Annotated in this window: 13 protein-coding genes; 8 read left to right on the plus strand and 5 right to left on the minus strand. The window is 72.8% G+C overall.

All coding sequences use genetic code 11. The annotated features are described in order from the left end of the window. Positions 1-22: 22 nt before the first annotated feature. Genes lysX through ABT369_RS18730 form a run of 3 tightly spaced genes read right to left on the minus strand, consistent with a single transcriptional unit; the run spans position 23 to position 4,626 of the window. Positions 23-3,301 carry a bifunctional lysylphosphatidylglycerol synthetase/lysine--tRNA ligase LysX gene (gene lysX, locus ABT369_RS18720; protein WP_350613449.1) on the minus strand — a complete coding sequence of 1,093 codons (3,279 nt, stop codon included), beginning with the start codon at positions 3,299-3,301 and terminating at the stop codon, positions 23-25. Between the two features lie 22 nt (positions 3,302-3,323). Further along, positions 3,324-3,824 carry a hemerythrin domain-containing protein gene (locus tag ABT369_RS18725; protein ID WP_350613450.1) on the minus strand — a complete coding sequence of 167 codons (501 nt, stop codon included), beginning with the start codon at positions 3,822-3,824 and terminating at the stop codon, positions 3,324-3,326. A gap of 40 nt (positions 3,825-3,864) precedes the next feature. After that, positions 3,865-4,626: a polyphosphate kinase 2 family protein gene (locus ABT369_RS18730; RefSeq protein ID WP_350613451.1), complete on the minus strand. Its 762-nt coding sequence runs from the start codon at positions 4,624-4,626 to the stop codon at positions 3,865-3,867. A gap of 139 nt (positions 4,627-4,765) precedes the next feature. On the opposite strand from ABT369_RS18730, the gene ABT369_RS18735 reads away from it, so the two are divergent. The 6 genes from ABT369_RS18735 to ABT369_RS18760 all read left to right on the plus strand — a co-directional run bounded on the left by ABT369_RS18735 (position 4,766) and on the right by ABT369_RS18760 (position 14,153). Then, positions 4,766-7,669: an AfsR/SARP family transcriptional regulator gene (locus ABT369_RS18735; RefSeq protein ID WP_350613452.1), complete on the plus strand. Its 2,904-nt coding sequence runs from the start codon at positions 4,766-4,768 to the stop codon at positions 7,667-7,669. 84 nt (positions 7,670-7,753) lie between these two features. After that, positions 7,754-11,170: a discoidin domain-containing protein gene (locus tag ABT369_RS18740; protein WP_350613453.1), complete on the plus strand. Its 3,417-nt coding sequence runs from the start codon at positions 7,754-7,756 to the stop codon at positions 11,168-11,170. A gap of 326 nt (positions 11,171-11,496) precedes the next feature. Further along, positions 11,497-12,534, plus strand: a complete 1,038-nt coding sequence (locus ABT369_RS18745) for a lysylphosphatidylglycerol synthase transmembrane domain-containing protein (protein WP_350613454.1) — start codon at positions 11,497-11,499, stop codon at positions 12,532-12,534. Positions 12,535-12,595: 61 nt separating this feature from the next. Beyond that, positions 12,596-13,363: a DeoR/GlpR family DNA-binding transcription regulator gene (locus ABT369_RS18750; RefSeq protein WP_350613455.1), complete on the plus strand. Its 768-nt coding sequence runs from the start codon at positions 12,596-12,598 to the stop codon at positions 13,361-13,363. Then, a complete protein-coding gene (locus ABT369_RS18755) occupies positions 13,360-13,713 on the plus strand; it encodes a DUF4406 domain-containing protein (protein ID WP_350613456.1) in 354 nt (117 codons plus the stop codon). Before ABT369_RS18750 ends, ABT369_RS18755 begins: the two co-directional genes overlap by 4 nt. After that, the gene (locus ABT369_RS18760) at positions 13,710-14,153 is read left to right on the plus strand and encodes a GNAT family N-acetyltransferase (protein ID WP_350613457.1); all 444 of its coding nucleotides are present in this window, start codon (positions 13,710-13,712) and stop codon (positions 14,151-14,153) included. The genes ABT369_RS18755 and ABT369_RS18760 overlap by 4 nt, the downstream gene beginning before the upstream one ends. Positions 14,154-14,192: 39 nt before the next feature. Here the strand turns inward: ABT369_RS18760 and ABT369_RS18765 are convergent, their stop codons facing one another. Further along, on the minus strand, positions 14,193-15,803 hold the full coding sequence (locus ABT369_RS18765; RefSeq protein WP_350613459.1) for a DHA2 family efflux MFS transporter permease subunit: 1,611 nt from the start codon (positions 15,801-15,803) through the stop codon (positions 14,193-14,195). Positions 15,804-15,983: 180 nt separating this feature from the next. On the opposite strand from ABT369_RS18765, the gene ABT369_RS18770 reads away from it, so the two are divergent. Next, positions 15,984-16,400, plus strand: a complete 417-nt coding sequence (locus ABT369_RS18770) for a Fur family transcriptional regulator (protein WP_350613461.1) — start codon at positions 15,984-15,986, stop codon at positions 16,398-16,400. 46 nt (positions 16,401-16,446) lie between these two features. Here the strand turns inward: ABT369_RS18770 and ABT369_RS18775 are convergent, their stop codons facing one another. After that, on the minus strand, positions 16,447-17,472 hold the full coding sequence (locus ABT369_RS18775) for an adenosine deaminase (protein WP_350613463.1): 1,026 nt from the start codon (positions 17,470-17,472) through the stop codon (positions 16,447-16,449). A gap of 183 nt (positions 17,473-17,655) precedes the next feature. Here ABT369_RS18775 and ABT369_RS18780 point away from each other — a divergent pair, with 183 nt between their 5' ends. Next, positions 17,656-19,017, plus strand: a complete 1,362-nt coding sequence (locus tag ABT369_RS18780; RefSeq protein ID WP_350613465.1) for a cytochrome P450 — start codon at positions 17,656-17,658, stop codon at positions 19,015-19,017. The last annotated feature ends 165 nt before the right edge of the window (positions 19,018-19,182 follow it).

Raw genomic sequence — 19,182 nt, forward strand, 5'->3', positions numbered from 1 at the left:
AGGACTTTGGACTCATTCCACTCTAGCGCCCCGGCTTCACCAGAGGGAACGGCAGCGTCTCGCGAATCGTCCGGCCCGTCAGCAACATGACGAGCCGGTCCACGCCCAGCCCCAGCCCGCCGCTGGGCGGCATCGCGAACTCGAACGCGTCCAGGAAGTCCTCGTCGAGCTCCATCGCCTCCGGGTCGCCGGCCGCCGCCCGCAGCGACTGCGCGGTCAGCCGGGCCCGCAGCTCGACCGGGTCGACGAGCTCGGTGTACGCCGTGCCGAGCTCCATCCCGAAGGCCACGAGGTCCCAGCGCTCGGCCAGCCGCGGGTCGTCGCGGTGCTGGCGGGTCAGCGGGGAGACGTCGACGGGGAAGTCGGTGTAGAACGTCGGCCGTACCGTCGCGCCCTCGACCAGGTGCTCGTACAGCTCCAGCACCAGCTGCCCGTGGGTCCACCCGTCGAGCCAGGCGATCGAGAGCTTGTCGGCCAGCTCCCGCAGCTCGGCCACGGTCGAGTCCGGGGTCACCGCGGCCCCGGCCGCCTCCGACACCGCGGTGTAGACGGGCACCACCGGCCACTCGTCGCGCAGGTCGACCACCCGCTCCTGCCCCGCGAACTCGCGCCGCAGCACCGGCTCGTCGCCCGCGGCGGCCAGGATCAGCTCGCGGACCAGCCCGCGCATGGTGGTGTAGTCGCCGTACGCCTCGTAGGCCTCCAGCATCGTGAACTCGGGGTTGTGGGTCGCGTCGACACCCTCGTTGCGGAAGTTGCGCCCGATCTCGAAGACCCGCTCGACGCCGCCGACGGCGAGGCGCTTGAGGTACAGCTCCGGCGCGATGCGCAGGTAGAGCCGCATGTCGTAGGCGTTGCTGTGGGTGACGAAGGGCCGGGCGTTGGCCCCGCCGTGGATCGGCTGCAGCACCGGGGTCTCGACCTCGACGTACGCGTGCCCGTGCAGCGCCCGGCGCAGCGCGAACGTGACGGCGGAGCGGGTACGGACCATGTCGCGGGCGGGCGGGTTCACGATGAGGTCGACGTGGCGGCGGCGGACCATCGCCTCGGGGTCGGCCATGCCCTTGTGCTTGTCCGGCAGCGGCTGCAGGCACTTGGCGGTCAGCTCCCACGCGTCGGCGAAGACCGACAGCTCGCCGCGCCTGGTGGTGCCGACCTCGCCCGCGACCCCCACGTGGTCGCCGAGGTCGACGGTCGCGGCGAACTCGGGCCGGCCGGTGAGCACCACCTGCAGGTCGCCGGTCCAGTCCCGCAGGGTGGCGAAGCACAGCCCGCCGTGGTCGCGCAGGCGGATCACCCGGCCCGCGAGCGCGACCCGGTCGCCGGTGCGCGTGTCCGCGGCCAGGTCCGGGTGCGCGGCCCGGATCTGCACCGCGCTGTGGGTGCGGGCGAAGCCGGGCGGGTACGGCTCGATCCCCGACGCCCGCAGCGCGTCGAGCTTGGCGATGCGGATGCGCACCTGCTCGGGCCGCTTGCGAACGTCCGGCCCGGCCTCGGCGGCGGCCGCTGCCGCGGCGGCCAGCTCCTCGTCGGTGATCACGAGATCGCGCCGGTCGGCGGCGAACGGCGACGACTTGCCCCGGCGCAGCAGGGTCAGCAGCGACGGTACGACAACGAAGCCCTCGGCGACGCCGGAGGCGAGCCCGACCTTGGGCAGGTCGCGCACGTCCTCGAAGCACAGGAACCGGGGCAGCCACTGCGGGTTGTACTTCACGTTCGAGCGGTACAGCGACTCGAGCTGGAACCAGCGCGACGCCACGAGCAGCATCGCCCGCCACAGCCGCAGCACCGGCCCGGCCCCGATGCGGGCGCCCTCCTCGAACACCGCCCGGAACACCGCGAAGTTCAGCGACACCCGGTGCACCCCGATGCGCGGCGCCTCCCGCATGAGCGTGGCGACCATGGTCTCGATGAGCCCGTTGTCGGACTGCCGGTCGCGGCGCATGAGGTCCAGCGACAGCCCGCCGGCGCCCCACGGGGTGAACGACAGCAGCGCCACCTCGCGCCCGCTCGCGTCGTGGGCCTCGACGAGCACGCAGCGCCCGTCGTTCGGGTCGCCGAGGCGGCCCAGGGCCATCGAGAAGCCGCGCTCGGTCTCGGTGTCGCGCCAGCGGGCGGCGAGCTCGATGATCCGCCCCATCTCGTCGGCGGGGATCTCGGCGTGCCGGCGGATGCGCACCGTGTAGCCGGCCCGCTCGACCCGGTGCACGGCCTGGCGCACCTGGCGCAGCCGCGGGGAGTCCAGGTCGAAGTCGCGCACGTGCAGGATGGCCTCGTCGCCGAGCTCGATCACGCGCAGGCCGCCCCGCGCGTAGGCGGTCGCGCCCTCCTCGCTCGCGCCCATCACGGCGGGCGTCCAGGCGTACTCGCGCGCCTCCTGCAGCCACGCCTCGATCGCCGGTCCCCAGGAGTCGGGGTCGCCGAGCGGGTCGCCGCTGGCCAGCGACACGCCGAAGACCACGCGGTACGTGATCGCCGAGCGGCCCGACGGCGAGAGGATGACCTCCTTGTCGCGGCGGGTGGCGAAGTACCCCAGCGAGTCCCGCTCGCCGTGCTCGGCCAGCAGCCGGCGGACCGCGCGCTCCTCGTCCGGGTCCAGCGAGGCGATCATGCGCTGGGAGCGCAGCAGGGCGAAGAGGGCCGCGAAGATGGCGATCGCGCCGAAGGCGCCCAGCACCAGGTTGACCCAGCCCGGGGCCCGGCCGTGGCGCCCGACATCGAAGCCGAACGCGCCGCCGAGGACGATGCGGCCGCTGTACTCCAGCCGCTGGACCCCGTGCCCGAGCGAGCCCGGGAACAGCTCGAGCAGCCCCCAGCCGACCGCGGTGAACGCGACGAGCAGGACGCCGAGCGTGGCGAGGGCCTTGGGCAGGCTGGCCGGCTGGACCTTGGCGGCGAACTGGGGCCGGCCGAGCCACAGCAGCCCGAGCAGGACCACGGTCACGCCGAGGTTCACGGCCGCGGCCGTCGTCCCGTGGAACGGCAGCCGCAGCTCGCGGGCCTCGGCGCCGCGCTCGCCCAGGTCGGAGAGCACGAACAGGTCGTACAACCCCTGCACCGAGAGGATGATCACGAGCAGCCAGAACGCGATCCGTTTGCGGTTGTGCACGCCCGCGGCGAGGGTCATCAGGAATGCCGCGTAGCCGACGTTGGCCGGGGCGGGCAGCAGCAGCGCGTCGATGCTGGCGCGCACCGGATGCACCCGGGCGCCGAGCGCCACACTGACCGCGGCGGCGATGCACAGAACCGCCACGACCATGAGGCCGGCCGCGAACCAGTCCGGAATACGCTCTCGCTTCACCGGGTCATCATGCCCCGTTGCCTCAACTGTGTTCCTGGATGTACCGCTTCGGGTCCTTGTCGGTGAACGTGAGACCCTTGCCGCTCGGGTGCTCGCCGTAGAAGGTCAGCCACTGCTCACCCAGCTCGACGCGCAGCTGCATCCCCGCGTGCTTGCGGAAGTCGGGCAGCACCTCGTCCTCCTCCTCGGTGAGGTGCTCGCTGTTCTCCTTGCGCGCCTCCCAGACCGCCTTCCACCAGGCGTCGGAGCCGGCTTTGTGCTCCTTGGCCGCGTCGATCGCATCGCGGATCTTGTTGTGGTCGCGGATCGCGTCGTCGGTCTCCTCCTCGGCCTCGTCGGTGTGCTGGCGCAGCAGGTGCGGGTAGAGGATCCGCTCCTCGGCCTCGGCGTGGATCTCCAGGTGCAGTGCGAGCGCGTCCCAGACCGCGGCCAGCTGCTCCTCGCCCTCGGCGTCGTCGAGGCGCGCGAATCCGCGGCGGAACGCGGCGTGGTCGTCCAGGATGAGCGCGGTGATGTCGTCCATCCCGACTTCATCACCTGGTCCGGGGGTTTTCAAACCGGCTTCAGCCGGCGGCGTCCAGGTCGTAGCCGCGCTTGGCCAGCTTCGTCTCGATCGTGTGACAGACCTCCTCGAGCACGGCGACGCGCGCGTACCGCTTGCTGTCGCCGGGCACGACGGTCCAGTGGGCGCGCGGCCGGTCGGTCCTGTCGAGCATGTCCTCGACCGCGGCCTCGTAGTCCGCGCGGCGCTCGCGGTTGCGCCAGTCCTCGTCGGTGAGCTTCCACGACCGCAGCGGGTCGTTCGCGCGGTCCTCGAACCGTCGCAGCTGCTCCTCGGGCGAGACGTGCATCCAGAACTTCATGAGGATCATGCCCTCGGCGGTGAGCGTGCGCTCGAACTCGGCGATCTCGTCGTAGGCGCGCTTCCACTGCTTCGGGGTGGCGAAGCCTTCGACGCGCTCGACGAGGACCCGGCCGTACCAGGAGCGGTCGAGCACGGCCATGCCGCCCCAGCCGGGCAGGACGGCCCAGAACCGCTGCAGGAAGTGGTGCCGCTTCTCGTCGTAGGTCGGCGCGGCGAACTGCGCGACGCGCACGTGGCGGGGATCGAGCGGCGCGACGAGCCGTTTGATGGTCCCGCCCTTGCCGGAGGCGTCCCAGCCCTCGAAGATGATGCACAGCGGCGGCCCGATCTTGTGCTCGCCGAGCTGGCCGCCCAGCAGCAGGCGCAGCCGCAGCAGCCGCTGCTGAGCCGCGACGAGCCGATCCTCCGCCTCGTCCCGCGGGAAATCGGCCGACAGATCGACCTTGGAAAGCCTGGTCATGATCAGAGCCTGTCACATTCGTGAGCCTCGGGCACGCCGAGCCGCACCACCCGTCGGCGCATCCCATCGATGCTGACCCCTGGTCCGCCGGGCCTACCATGGCGGCTCGACGCGCGATCCTGGAAACCGGAAGGTCTGTGTGACGCACGCATTCGACGAGGTGGCGGTCTCGGTGCTGGGGCCGATGCGGGTGCGGGTAGGTGGCCGTGAGGTCCGGGTGGGCGGGCCACGGCCGCGCACGGTGCTGGCGCTGCTGCTCTGCGCCGGTGGCCGGGTCGTCCCGGTCGACACGCTGATCGATCAGGTCTGGCCGGACGGGCCGCCGGGCCGCGCCGGCAACACCCTGCAGGGCTACATCGCCGGGCTGCGACGGATGCTCGAGCCCGGGCGGGCGGCCCGGGCGACCGCCCGGCGCGTGGTGCTCGACGGGGCCGGCTACGCGCTGCGGCTGCCCTACGCGAGCGTGGACGCGGACCGGTTCGAACGGGCGGCGTCCGCCGCCCACTCGGCCCTGGTGGCGCACCGGCCGGCCGCGGCGGCGGCCCTGCTGGACGCGGCGCTGCCGCTGTGGCGCGGCCGGCCGTACGAGGACGTGCCCGAGGCCCCGCTCCTCGTCACGCACGCCGCCCGGCTGGAGCGGACCCGCGCCACCATGAACGTGGACCGGCAGGCCGCCGCGATCGGCCTGGGCGAGCACGCCGGGGCGATCGCGCCGCTCGCGGCCCTCATCGAGGAGTCGCCCCTGGACGAGCGGCTGTGGGAGCTGCTGGCGCTCGCCCAGTACCGGGCCGGGCGGCAGGGTGACGCGCTGGCCACCCTCCGGGCGGCGCGCCGTCGGCTCGCCGAGGAACTCGGTGTCGATCCCGGCGACCGGTTACGCCGGTTGGAGGCCCGGATCCTGGTCCAGGCGCCGGCGCTGAGCGGTCCGCAGGCCGCCGGGCCGGCAGCGGCCGAGCCGCCGGCGGTGTCGCCGCCCGGACGGCTCCCGGTGGCGCTGGACGGGCTGGTCGGCCGGCGGCGGGAGATCGCCGCCGTCGAAGCGCTGCTCGCCGGGCACCGGCTGGTCACCCTGGTCGGCCCGGGCGGTGTGGGCAAGACCCGCCTGGCGCTGGAGGTGGCCCGCTCGGCGCCCCGGCCGCCGGCCGGGGCGTGGCTGGTCGAGCTCGCCCCCGTGCGCGACGCGAGCCTGGTGGCCGCGACGGTCGCGCGGGCGCTCGGCCTCGTCGGCGTCGAGGACGCCGGGCAGCTGACGAACGTGCTGCGGGCCTGGGAGACGCTGCTCGTGGTGGACAACTGCGAGCATCTGGCGGACGAGGCCGCCGAGGTGGTGGCGAACCTGCTGCAGTTCTGCCCAGGCGTGCGGGTGCTCGCCACGGCCCGCCAGCCGCTGCGGGCGCCCGGCGAGACGCTCGTGGAGCTCGCCCCACTACCGGCCGGCGACGCCGCCGAGCTGTTCGTCCAGCGCGCGCGATCGGCCCGGCCCGGCTGGTCGGCCGGCCCCGCCGACGAGCGGGCGATCCGGCGGATCTGCGCGGCCGTGGACGGGCTTCCGCTGGCCGTGGAGATCGCCGCGGCGCGCTCGCGCGTGCTGCCCCTGGACCGCCTGGCCGACGCCCTGACCGCCCCGCCGGGCGGGGGAGCGGCCGGCCGGCTGAGCCTGCTGGCCGACGGCCGGCGGGGCGGCCCGGCGCGGCACCGTTCGCTTTCGGCCGCCCTGCAGTGGGGGTACTCGCTGCTGGAACCGGCGGAGCAGCGGCTGCTGCGGGCGATCAGCGTGTTCGCCGGCGGGTTCACCCTGGACGCGGCGGACGAGCTGATCGCGCGGCTCGACCCGGCCGGCGAGAGCGGCCCGGCCGAGCGGATCGCCGACCTGGTGGAGCGCTCGTTCGTGGTGCGCGGACCCGCCGAGCGGTACCGGCTGCTGGAGACGGTCCGGCAGTTCGCCCGCGAGCAGCAGGGCCCCGCGGAGCGGGACGCGGCCGGGCGGGCGCACCTGGGGTGGATGGTGGGGCTGGCGCAGGAGGCCGACCGCGCGATGGTCGCGGGCGGCGCCGGCTACTGGGGTGCCCGGCTGGAGCAGGAGCGCGACAACCTCCGCACCGCCTTCGCCTCGGCGCGGGCCGCGGGCGACGGCGAGTCCGGGCTGCGCCTGGCGGCCGCGCTGATGTGGTTCTGGTACCGGTGGGGAGCGATCGGCGAGGGCACCGCGGTGCTGCGGGAGTTCCTGGCGGCCGCCGACCGCGACGGCGCGCCGCCCGCGGTCGTCGCCCACGCCCGCTTCGCCCTCGGCGCCCTGTGCTATCTGGGCGGTGACCTCCACCAGGCCCACGCGCTGACGGCCGCCGCCCACGACACGGCGGCGCGCGCCGGCGACCCGGTCATCGAGGCCCGCTGCCTCGGCTACGCGGCGCACTTCGCGGTGCTGTCGGGCGCCGACCCACGCCAGGCCCTGGCCGATGCCGAGCGGGGCGCACGGCTGGCCGAGACGACCGGCCTGGACTGGGTGCGGGCGGAGGCGTCGTCGTCGCTCGGCGTGGTGCGCAGCCTGGTGACGGGGGCGGACACGGCGGTCGCGCACCTCGACACCGCCTGGCGCACCGCGATGCGCTGCGGTCACGAGTGGGTCGCCTGGTCCGCCGCCTGGACGCTGATCCGCATCGAGCAGCAGCGGGGCCGCCCCCGGGTCGCGGCCGGTCTCGGCGCGGCGGTGCTGGCCCAGCTGGAGGACTCCGGCGACCGGACGTCCTGGCTGATGATCGCCCACACCACCGCGGGCGCGCTGGCCGGCCTCGCCCCGGACGCCGCCACGCCCGGCCGCGACCCCGCCGTGGACGCCGCGGAGCTGCTCGCGGCGGTCGACGCCATGTCCGCGGAGGTCGGCTTCGCCGCCGAGCGGACCGACCCGCTGCACGCCCCGGCGGTCCGGGCCGCGGTCGAGGCGGCACTTGCGCCCGGGCGCCTCGACGCCGCCGCGCGACGGGGCCGGCTGATGGGCCGCTCGGACGTCACCGCGCTCCTGCGGCCGTACCAGACCATGGCCTGACCGGCACCTCCAGTCATCTCGCAGTGGCGGTTCCCAGACTGTCCCGGCCCGTTCCGCACCCCCGCGGACGGCGAAGGAGGTCTCGTGAGTATCACCCTCCGGCGGCTGCACCGGTTCGCCGGTCTGCTGGCGGTCGCCCTCTGCATCACGCTGGCGCCGGCCGCCCGGGCCGGCGCCGCCGTCAACTGGAGTGAGCAGCAGCTGCGCGACGAGCTGTTCGCCGCGCACATGCGCACCCATGACACCGGCCTGCAGGGCCTCAAGGACCTGGTGATCTCGGTCGCGGCGGCGGACTGGCGCGCGGCGAACCCGAACGCCACCACCGCGGACATCAGCCGGCACATGACCCGCGTCAAGGACGCCCTCGACGCGCAGCAGATCACCGACCCCTACGGCGGCGGGACGTACGAGTCGCTGAGCAAGCTCGTCGCCGCCGCGGTCACACTCCCGGGGGTCGACATCGTCACCCCCGGGCTCAGGATGCTGCTCGAGAGCACGGTCGGCGAGAGCCTCGCGCAGATCGGGCAGTCCATGAACCAGGTGACCGGCATCTACCAGACGAACATGTACCTGTCCCAGTGGTACGGGGTGCAGGGCGCCGCCTGGGGCCGGGTGACCCGCCTCGGCCAGCAGGACGCGGCGTTCACCGCGGCCTGGAACGCCATGATGGGCGGCCGGGCCGGCGTGGGGCTCGACGCGAGCCAGGAGCAGTTGCTCGCCGACCCGCTGCTGGCCACGGGCGTCGACGTGAACGCGCTGCGGACGCGCCAGCAGAACCGGGACGCCTACCTGGCGGAGGTCCGCCGCCAGGTCCAGGTGGCCATGGAGAAGCTGAGCGAGAAGAACGACGCCGTCGTCGCCCAGATGAAGGAGGCGTCGGCGCAGCATCCGGTCGGCCCGGGCAACCAGCCGAAGTCCGAGGACTACACCCGGGCGCGCGCCGCGGCCGACCAGCGGCAGGGGACGCTGGACGGGCTGGGCTCCGGGGTGCTGGTGCTGTCCACCCTGGCCGGCTTCGCCGACAGCAACCTCGGCACGCAGGTCGCGACCCTGGGCAAGTCGGGGCTGGCGATCGCGACGGCGATCAACAACTACCTGCCGACGATCGCCGGCCTGGGCTTGGGGGAGGCGCTGACGTCGCTTTCCACGATGGCCCTCACCGGCAACATCATCGGCGCGGTGATGAGCGTGCTGCCGCTGTTCGCCTCCGGTCCCAACCCGAACCAGCTCATCCTCGACCAGCTGCAGGTGATCCGGGCGGACATCGCCAGCCTGCACAAGGAGATGGACCAGCGCTTCGATGCGATCGAGGAGGCGCTCTCGGTCGTGTACACGAACCTCGTCGCCCAGTTGGATCGTCTGAAGGGCGACATCGACGTGATCCGCGGCCAGCTCGGCGACATCCAGCAGATCTTGCTGCGGCTGGAGTCGAAGGTCGACACGCTCGCCCTGTTCACCGCGCACGCGCTGCAGGACGGCCAGCTGGACCTCGAACGCAACAACATCAACACGTACGTCAACTACGAGCAGATTGCCCACGCGCCGTTCCCGGAGTACGAGGTCTACAAGACCGTCCAGGACCGCTTCCACCTGCTGGCGACCCAGAAGGCCCGGTCGTCGACGTTCGCGGCATGGACGGACCACTTCAGCGAGAAGGCCGACATCAAGTTCGTCCTGACGACCTACGGGCCGGAAGGGTCGGTGGGGTACCTGAACTGGCGGGCCAGGGACGTGTACCGCGCCGGCACGCCACAACTGGGCCAGGCACCGCCGAGTGCGGGCGTGTACCAGCTCGGCGCCCGCGCGTACATGGCCCTGCAACTGCAGAACCAGGCGTACGCGCGGCAGTACGACGTCAGCCGCTCCAAAGCCATCCGCGATGCCGGGAACGACTACCTGACGGCCACCCGGGGGCTCAGCGCCCCGGCCGCCGGCGGCGCCACCAACCCGGTGTTCAACACCCTGGTCACGGACTACAAGCGCTACACCGGCGACGTGTCGGCGGCGCTGCTGGCCATCCGTGACCGGGCCGCCGAGGGCAAGGGGCGCTACAGCCCCTTCGGCGCGGCGGACCAGACGCCGGGCATCCGGATCGCCGAGACGTCCCCGGTGCCGGTCTGCAGCGGCACCGGGGCGAGGCTGAGCGCGCCCGCCAACGCCAACAACGCGTCGCTGCCCAACGTCTACCACAACGCGGCGCTGGCCATGCCGGGCGACGTCAAGCCGGCGTTCTCCACGTGCTGGACCGCCGAGTGGGTCGACACCGAAGGCGACCCGCTCGAGGACCTGTCGGGCAGCGCGCAGGTCACGTTCGTCACCCGCATGAACTGGCCGAACCAGCCGGCCCAGGACATCCGGCGGGTGACGGTCAAGAAGTACGTCGGCCAGATCTGCACGTTCAACCGCAAGACCGAGACCCAGAAGTGCACAGCCGCCCGCGACGAGGTGGCGAACAACTGGGCCGGCACCTGGAAGCCGCTGATCGAGCAGTCCGGATCGGTCGCCGTCGACCAGCCGGTCCTGCAGGACACGACCCGGCGCACGCAGTCCGCGCTGTACGGCAAGCAGCTGTTGTACTACCAGATCGTGCTCGACGAGATCCAGAAGGAGACGGCGCTGGGCACGGCGAACCGGAACCTCACCACGACCCTCGCGCTCATCCAGGCGTACACGGAGGTGGCCTTCCCCAAGGCTCTGGAGGGCAACGCGATCCTCAACGGCCTGCTGTACGGCGACCAGCGCCTGATCGGCGACCAGGTGACCCTGGGCGACATGCCGGGCCGCGCGGGGCTGACGGACGCACTGCTCGTCGCCGGGTCCGCCTACAGCAACTGCATTCCCGCCTCGACGGGGCGGCCGTGCGCGGAGGGCTTCGTGCCCAACGTCAAGGCCGGGCAGTCCGCGCCGTTCAACGTCGACTGCCCGGTGGCCGACCAGGTCGGCGAGCACGTCGCCAACTGCGTGGCCGGCTACCTCAAGCCGCGGGCCGACCTGCTGCAGGCGCAGTACGACCGGCACTCCAAGGAGCTGGCCGAGGGCCGCTACGTCGAGGGCTCGCCGGAGGTGGAGGCGATCGTCGCCGAGTTGCAGGCGGTCGACACGGTCCTGCACCGCGTCGGCTCCCTGGCCCAGGGGCGCCCGGCCACCAGCTCGTCGGTCGAGGTCAGCGGCTTCGAGCCGCGCTACGCGGTCGACGGCGACAGCACCACCCGCTGGTCGAGCCAGTACACCGACCAGGAGTGGCTGCAGGTCGACCTGGGCGAAACGAAGACCGTGAAGCGGATCGTCCTGCAGTGGGAGACGGCGTACGGCGAGGGCTACGAGATCCAGATGTCTCCGGACGGCGAGCACTGGACGACGATCTCCTCGACGACGGTCGGACAGGGCGGCACGGAGACGCTCAACGTCTCCGGCACCGGCCGCTACATCCGGATGCACGGCACGCAGCGTGGCACGCAGTACGGCTTCTCGCTGTGGGAGTTCCGGGCGTACGACTCCTGACCCACCCCACCGCCGGCCCGGCCCCGCGCCGGGCCGGGCCGGCGGGCTGCCGACTCGATCTTGCGGTCCTCCGCCGACCCTTGCCGTCATCTTGACCGGGGCAGGGCTGCTCGCCGCCGGCATGATGGCGCCGCGTCCCCGTCGCGGTCGCCGTCGAGGAGGCGGAGCAGCCCCGGGACGCCGGCCGCCATGCGGTGAGCCGGCGGTGAGCCCGTGCCCCTGCCGGGCCGGCGCGGCAGGGCCACGCCCCGGAAGGTGACGCGCGCAACTGTGACGGAACTGAGGATCTTCGCCGTTTCGCTACCTCCCGGTGGGATCGTGATCTCGTGGGCAAGCGACGCAGGACCGCGCTGCGTGTCACCGGCCTGCTGCTGGTGCTCGCGGTGGCGGTGTTCACGCTGCGCAAGAACCTGCCCGATTTCGGCCAGACCCTCGGCGTGCTGCGCTCCGCCGGCCCGTGGTGGCTGGTGCTCGCCGCGGCGGCGGAGATGACCTCGCTGCGGCACTTCGCCCTGCAGCAGCGGCGGCTGCTCGCCGGGTTCGGGGTGCGGATGTCGGTACCGCGGGCCATCGCCGTCACCTTCACGCGCTCGGCGATCTCGTTCAGCCTGCCCGCCGGCTCGGCGGTGTCGGCCGGCTTCGCGTTCCGCCAGTTCCGCACGGCAGGCGCCACCCGGCGCACGGCCGGCGCGGTCGCGGTGCTCTCCGGCGTGCTGTCCGGGGTGGCGCTCATCCTCATGTACGGCGCGGTCGTGCTCATCCCGCGCGGCGGCGCCACCGGCAACACCGACACGCTCGTGCTGGTCATCGCGATGCTGGTCATCGCCGCCATGGTGTTCGGGCTCGACTTCCTGATCTCGCCGCGCCGCCCGGTGCCGCCGCCGGTGCTCGCCGACGACGAGGAGCCCGCCCGCGCCGATGGCTGGGTGGCCCGATCGAAGGCCTCGGTGCGGCGCACCTGGGACGACCTGCGCCGGTTGCCGCGCCGCTCCTGGGTGCTGTCCCTGGTCCACGCGACCGTCAACTGGGGTCTCGACTTCGCCTGCCTGGCCGCGACCGCCGCCGCGTTCGACATCGACGTGAGCCTGGTGCGGCTGGCGACGGTGTACCTCACGGTGCAGCTCGTCCGCCAGGTGCCGCTGAGCCCGGGCGGCATCGGCGTGGTCGAGGTCGCGCTGCTGGCCGGGCTCGTCTCCGCCGGCGCCGGGCACGGGCCCGCGGCGGCCGCGATGCTCGTGTACCGCCTGCTCTCCTGCTGGATCATCATCCCGCTCGGCCTGCTCGCGTACGCCACCCTGCGCCGGGGGCCGAAGATCCCGGACGCGCCGCCGGTCCAGCCGCCCGCGCTCGCCAGTCGCCGTTAGCTTTGTGAGTTCATCCGACACTCGTTTGTGAGATTTGAGAGATCGCTGTTAGATTCCGTGCGTGCCTGTGCCGGATCGCCTTGACCTGACCCTGCGCCTGGTGCGCGGCAGCGGCCGCCTGACCCTCGGCGAGCTGGCCGAGCGCCTGGGCGTCTCCGAGATGACCGTGCGCCGCGACCTCGACCAGCTGCAGGAGCAGGGCCTGGTCCGCCGGGTCCGCGGCGGCGCCGTCGCGCTCGGCGTGCCGGCCGAGTCGGCCGGGTTCGCGGTCCGCGAGCGCTGGTCGGCCGCGGCCAAGTCGCGGCTCGGGCGGGCCGCGGCCGCGCTGATCGAGCCGGGCGGCACCGTGCTGCTCGACGCCGGCACGACCACCGCCGAGCTCGCCGCGCACCTGCCCGCCCGGGCGCCGCTGACGGTGGCGGTGCTGAGCCTGCAGGCGGCCGTACGGCTGGCGGATCAGCCGGGGATCCGGCTGCTCGTCATCGGTGGCGAGTCCCGGGCGGGGGAGCGCAGCCTCGTCGGGCCGCTGGCGCTCGCCGCCCTGGAGCAGCTGCGCTTCGACACGTTCGTCATGTCCATCGGCGCCGTGCACCCCGACCTGGGCTGGTCCGAGTTCGACCTCGACGACGCCGCGGTGAAGCGGGCCGCCCTGCGCCGGGCGGGTCGCACGATCGTCGTGGCCGATGCGACCAAGCTCGGCGTCCAGGCCTTCGCGCGCGTCGGCCCCCTGGACGCGGCGGACGTGCTCGTGACCGACGCCGACCCGTCCGACGAAACCCTCGCCGCCGTGCGCGACGCCGGCGTGCTCATCGAAGGAGTTCCCGCATGATGATTCTCGTGGCCGGCCCCTACCGCTCCGGCACCGGCGACGACCCGGCCAAGCTGCGGGCCAACGTCGACACCATGAACGACGCCGCCGTCACGCTCTTCCGGGCCGGGCACCTGCCGGTCACCGGCGAGGCCCTCGCGCTGCCGCTCATCGAGCGGGCCGGGTCGGCGGCCGTGGGCGACGCGGTGTTCGACGAGATCTTCCACCCGATCTCGGCGCGGCTGCTGGCGCGCTGCGACGCGGTGCTGCGCATCGGCGGCCCCTCGGCGGGCGCGGACGAGATGGTCGCGCAGGCCCGGGCCGAGGGCAAGGCGGTCTTCGCCTCCCTCGCGGAGGTCCCGGCGGCGTGACGGCGGTCGTCCGCGCGACGGCGGCCGACGCGGCGGTCACCGAGGCCGTCGTGGCAGCCGCGTTCGCCGGCTACGTCCCGCGGATCGGCCGCCCGCCGGCCCCGATGACGGCCGACTACCCGGCGCTGATCGCGGCCGGCCACGTCTGGCTCGGGGCCGACCCGGACCCCGTCGGGGTCCTGGTGCTCGTGCCGATGCCGGATCACCTGCTGCTCGACACGGTCGCCGTGCACCCGGCGGCGCAGGGCCGCGGGGTCGGCGCGGCCCTGCTGCGCTTCGCCGAGGAGCGCGCCCGCGCGCTCGGCCTCCCCGAGATCCGGCTCTACACCAACGCGGCGATGCACGAGAACCTCGCCTACTACCCGCGCCGCGGCTATCGCGAGACCCGCCGCGCGACCGAGGCCGGCTTTCACCGGGTGTACTACACAAAAGAGCTGTGAGGCCCGCGGGCCTCACAGCTCTTTTGGTGGCGTCGCCGCCTAGTGGATCATCACCGCCGGCGCACCCGCGGGCTGGTCGTCCAGCAGGTGCGAGACCTCCTTCTTGCGCGGCAGGAAGGCGATCGGGATGAACGTGCACAGCACCAGGATGAAGCCCACCCAGTACGTCGAGGCGAACGAGTCCGCGAGGTAGTGCAGGCCCTGATCGATCAGGCCCGGGCCGCCCGGGCCGAGCTTCTCCGCCAGTGCCGGGTCGTGGTGCGAGGCGACCGCCAGGTCGGTGATCTTCAGCGGCCCGCCGGTCTGCGGGTTGGTCGCGCCGGGGACCGCCGGGGCGTCGCCGGTCTTGCTGGTCAGGATCACCGACATGATCGCGCCGCCGACCGAGCCGCCGATCTGCTGCAGGATGTTCACGAGCGTCGAGCCGCGGGCGACCTCATGGCCGGTCAGCGTCTTGAGCGCGGAGGTCATGATCGGCATCATCGTGCCGCCCATGCCCAGGCCCATCACGAACAGCGAGCCCTCCAGCAGCAGGAACGACGTGTCCGGCCCGACCTGCGTGAACGAGAAGAACCCGATGGCGATGAGGGCCATCGCGAACGGCACCGTCCGGCCGACCGGAATCCGGTCGGCGAGCATGCCGGCGATCGGCATGGTCAGCATCGCGCCGATGCCCTGCGGGGCCATGAGCAGGCCCGCGTCCAGCGTCGACTCGCCGCGCACCTGCAGCCAGTAGCTCGGGAAGAGCAGGCCGGCGCCCATGAACGCGATGATGAAGACGAACAGCGAGAGCGACGCGAACGCCAGGTTGCGGTTGCGGAAGAGCCGCAGGTCCAGCAGCGGGTGCTTGGGCTTGAACGAGTAGAAGACGAACCCGATCACCAGCAGGCCGCCGATGAGCATCGGCAGCCAGACCTTGGTCGCGCTCATCGTCCCGGTCTCCGGCAGCGAGGACACGCCGAACAGGAACAGCGCCAGGCCGGGGGAGAGCATCAGCATGCCGAGGAAGTCGAAGGACTCCGACGGCTCGGTGTTGTCCTTCGGCAGCGCGAACTGCGCGTAGATGAGCGCGATGACACCGATCGGCAGGTTGATCAGGAAGATCCAGTGCCAGCTCGCCACGTCGATGAGCCAGCCGCCGAGGATCGGGCCGCCGATCGGGCCGAGCAGCATCGGGATGCCGAGCACGGCCATGAGCCGGCCGATGCGCTGCGGGCCGGCCGCGCGCGTCATGATCGTCATGCCGATCGGCATCAGCATGCCGCCGCCGAGGCCCTGCAGCACGCGGTAGCCGATCAGCTGGTCGATCGAGCCGGCCGTGGCGCACAGCCCGGAGCCGACCGTGAACAGGAACAGCGCCAGCATGTAGAGCCGTTTGGTGCCGAACCGGTCCGCGGCCCAGCCGGACAGCGGGATCACGGTGGCGAGGGCCAGGGTGTAGCCGGTCATCGTCCAGGCGACGCGCGCGTAGGTGGCGTCGAACTTGTCCATGAACGTCGGGATCGCCACGCTGACGACCGTCACGTCGAGGATCGACATGATCGCGCCGAGCACGACCACGCCCGCGATCTTGAATACGGCGGCGTCGAGTTTGTCAGGCGCCGCCGCCGCGCCTCCACCCGAGGCTGCGGCTACTTCCGGTTGAGCCACGTCCTTGCTCCCCCCACCGTGTGCGAATCACACGTACAAGTGTTTGGTTTCGGCCTCAGCCTACGCGGCCCGTGTTGCGGGCCGTGATCGAGATCCCCTGCTTACGCCGCTGGCGCAACGCAGAACGGACGCCCAAACCGGGGGAGGTTCAACTCACTAAGGCTACGCTAAGCTCTACGGGTGAACGACCATGCCCACGACTTGGACGCGCACCCGGTCCGTCGCAACACGAAGCAGCGCGACGCCGTGATGACGCTGCTCGGCGACGTCGACGGCTTCTACAGCGCCCAGGAGCTGCACGTGATGCTGCGCGAGCGCGGCGCGAACGTGGGCCTCACGACCGTCTACCGCACCCTGCAGCTGCTCGCCGAGACCAACGAGATCGATGTGATGCAGGTCCCTGGCAGTGACACGCGTTACCGTCGCTGCAGTGACCGCCACCACCATCACCTCGTCTGCCGCGGCTGCGGCCGCACGGTGGAGGTGCTGGGCCCGGCCGTGGAGCGCTGGGCGGACCGCGTCGGCGAGGAGCACGGCTTCTCCGACGTGAGCCACACGCTGGAGATCTTCGGCACCTGCGCCGCCTGCAAGCACTGACGGGCCCGGGCCGCCGCCGGGGGTGACGGCCCGGGGGAGTGCGCGCCTACCCCTGGAATGCCTCGGTGTAGGCGTCGATCTCCGCGATCAGGGCGGCCTTGCGCGCGTCGTCGAGGAACGAGTACCGCACCCCCTGCCGCGCCAGGCCGGCGACACCGTCGGCGTCCAGCCCCAGCAGGGACGCCGCGACGAGGTACTCCTGGTTGAGCGTGGTCGAGAACATCGGCGGGTCGTCGGAGTTGATGGTCACCGGCACGCCCGCCGCCACCAGGGCCGGCAGCGGGTGCTCCGCGAGGGACGGCACCGAGCGGGTGCACGCGTTCGACGTCGGGCAGACCTCGAGCGCGATGTCGTTGTCCCGCAGGTGCGCCATGAGCGCGGGGTCCGACGCGGCGGCGATGCCGTGGCCGATGCGCTCGGCGTCGAGGTGGCGCAGGGCGTCCCAGATCGTCTCGGGGCCCGTCGACTCGCCGGCGTGCGGGACGCTGCGCAGGCCGGCCGCGCGGGCCTGGGCGAAGTGCGGCGCGAACCACTCGCGGGGCACGCCGCGCTCGGGGCCGCCCAGGCCGAAGCTGACCAGGCCGTCCGGGCGGTGCTTGAGCGCCGTCTCCAGGGTCACGTCGGCCGAGGGGATGCCGGCCTCGCCCGGGATGTCGAAGCACCAGCGCAGCTCCGTGCCGTGGTCGCGGGCCACGCGGGCGCGGGCGTCCTCGACCGCCTCGCAGAACGCCTCGGCCGGGATGCCGCGGGTGATCGACGAGTACGGCGTCAGGGTCAGCTCGGCGTAGCGGACGTTCTGCGCGGCCAGGTTCACGCCGATGTCGTACGTCAGCGTCGCCACATCCTCGGCGTCGCGGATGAGATCGACGACCGACAGGTAGATCTCGATGAAGTGGGCGAAGTCGGTGAACGTGAAGTATTCGGCCAGCAGCTGCGCGTCGGCGGGGACGGGGGTGCTGCCGGCGTGGCGCTCGGCCAGGCGGGCCACCGTGGCCGGGGCGGCGGAGCCGACGTGGTGCACGTGGAGCTCGACCTTGGGCAGGCCGGCCACGAACTCGGTGAGGTCGCGCATGGGGATGTGCCCTCCGCGTCGGAGGCGCCCTTCGTGTCCGCGGGGCGGTCCGAGCGTGGCGGATGCACGGCACCCGTCGCAGCGCCTCTCGGCCCGCAGGCCGACCATAACAGGTAGTCGTTCGTCACGGATCAGTAACGTCCAGGGCATCGAAACGCAGTCACATTCGATACCCTCGATCAAATGACGATCGCGGAGGAGGCGCCGGTCAAGCCGACGCCGACGGTGAAGGGCGTGCCCATCCTCGGCAGCGCCCTCGAGATGGGCAAGGACCCCGCGGCCTTCCTCGTGAAGGCATACCGCGAGCACGGCCCGGTCTTCCGGATGAAGCTGCTCGGCAAGTCCCGCACCGTCCTCGCCGGCGCCGAGGCCGCCGAGTTCATGAACTCCCGCGAGGGCCGCGAGTGCCTGCGCTCCCGGGAGTTCTGGCAGGGGATGATCGACGAGTACGGCGCCACCCGGACCATCACCGGCGAGGACGGCGAGAGCCACAAGGAGCTGCGCGAGCTCATGCGCCGCGGCTACTCCCGCGACGCCATCAAGGGCCGCGGCCCCGAGCTGCTCGACATCACCGACCGGGTGCTCGAGCGCGACTGGCGCCCGGGCACGACCGTGCCCGTCGTGCAGGGCATGCAGTACCTCGTCACCGAGCAGCTCGGCGAGCTGCTCACCGGGGCCGCGCCGCGCGAGTACGTACCCGACATCCGGCTGCTGACGCTCTACGTGCTCAACGTCCTCGTCACCCGCCAGCGCCCGCGCATCCTGCTGCGCAACCCGAAGTACCGCAAGGCGAAGGCGCGGGTCTTCGAGCTCGGCGAGCAGATGGCGGCCGACCTCAAGGCGCGCCACGGGCAGACCCCCGAGGGCGAGCGCAACCTCGTCGAGGACCTCATGGACGCCCACCTCAACCGGCCCCACCTGGTGCCGGCCGAGGACCTGGTGCTCACGCTCACCGGGCCCTACGTGGCCGGCCTGGACACCGTGGCCAACACGACGGCGGCGTTCGTCTACGCGGTGCTCAAGCACCCCGAGGTCCTCGCGCGGATCCAGGCCGAGGCCGACGCCCTGTTCGCCGGCGGCCCGATCGCCGACGAGGACGTGCGGCGGCTGCCCGCGACGCGGTACGCGCTGATGGAGACCATGCGGATGTATCCGGTCGCGGTCACCCTGATCCGCACCGCGACCCGCGACTTCTCCTTCGCCGGGCACACCGTGCGGGAGGGCGAGACGGTCTACATCGGCACCACCGTCCCGCACTTCATGGAGGAGTACTTCCGGGAGCCGCACACGTTCGACATCACCCGCTACGAGAAGCCGCGGGCCGAGCACCTGCGGCCGGGGGCGTACTCGCCGTACGGCCGCGGGCCCCACACCTGCCTCGGCAAGAGCTTCGCCGACGTCCAGATGGCCCTGTCGATGGCCCGGCTGTTCCACCGCCTCGACCTGGAGCTCGAGTCGCCGGACTACACCCTGGCGACGAAGACCGCCCCGACCCCGGGCCCCGCGATGTCGTTCAAGGTCAGGGTCAAGGGCCTGCGCAACTGACAGGTGCCGCCGGGATTCATGGCTCGGGCCCGCGTCACCGGCGGACCGTCGCTCCCGCCAGGAACGCCCGGTCTGGGTCGGCATCAGCGAAGCCTCGCCGAGCCAGACTGGGCGCACCGGCGTCCGTGGCGCAAGACCGTACCGGGTGCGACGGTCTAGGTTGGG

Source organism: Dactylosporangium sp. NPDC000244, from assembly GCF_040300725.1.
Taxonomy (GTDB): domain Bacteria; phylum Actinomycetota; class Actinomycetes; order Mycobacteriales; family Micromonosporaceae; genus Dactylosporangium.

Excerpts from the sequence above, each read along its gene's own strand:
- ABT369_RS18725 (WP_350613450.1), bottom strand. The coding sequence starts at position 3,824 with ATGGACGACATCACCGCGCTCATCCTGGACGACCACGCCGCGTTCCGC.
- ABT369_RS18730 (WP_350613451.1), bottom strand. The coding sequence starts at position 4,626 with ATGACCAGGCTTTCCAAGGTCGATCTGTCGGCCGATTTCCCGCGGGAC.
- ABT369_RS18755 (WP_350613456.1), top strand. The coding sequence starts at position 13,360 with ATGATGATTCTCGTGGCCGGCCCCTACCGCTCCGGCACCGGCGACGAC.
- ABT369_RS18775 (WP_350613463.1), bottom strand. The coding sequence starts at position 17,472 with ATGCGCGACCTCACCGAGTTCGTGGCCGGCCTGCCCAAGGTCGAGCTC.
- ABT369_RS18780 (WP_350613465.1), top strand. The coding sequence starts at position 17,656 with ATGACGATCGCGGAGGAGGCGCCGGTCAAGCCGACGCCGACGGTGAAG.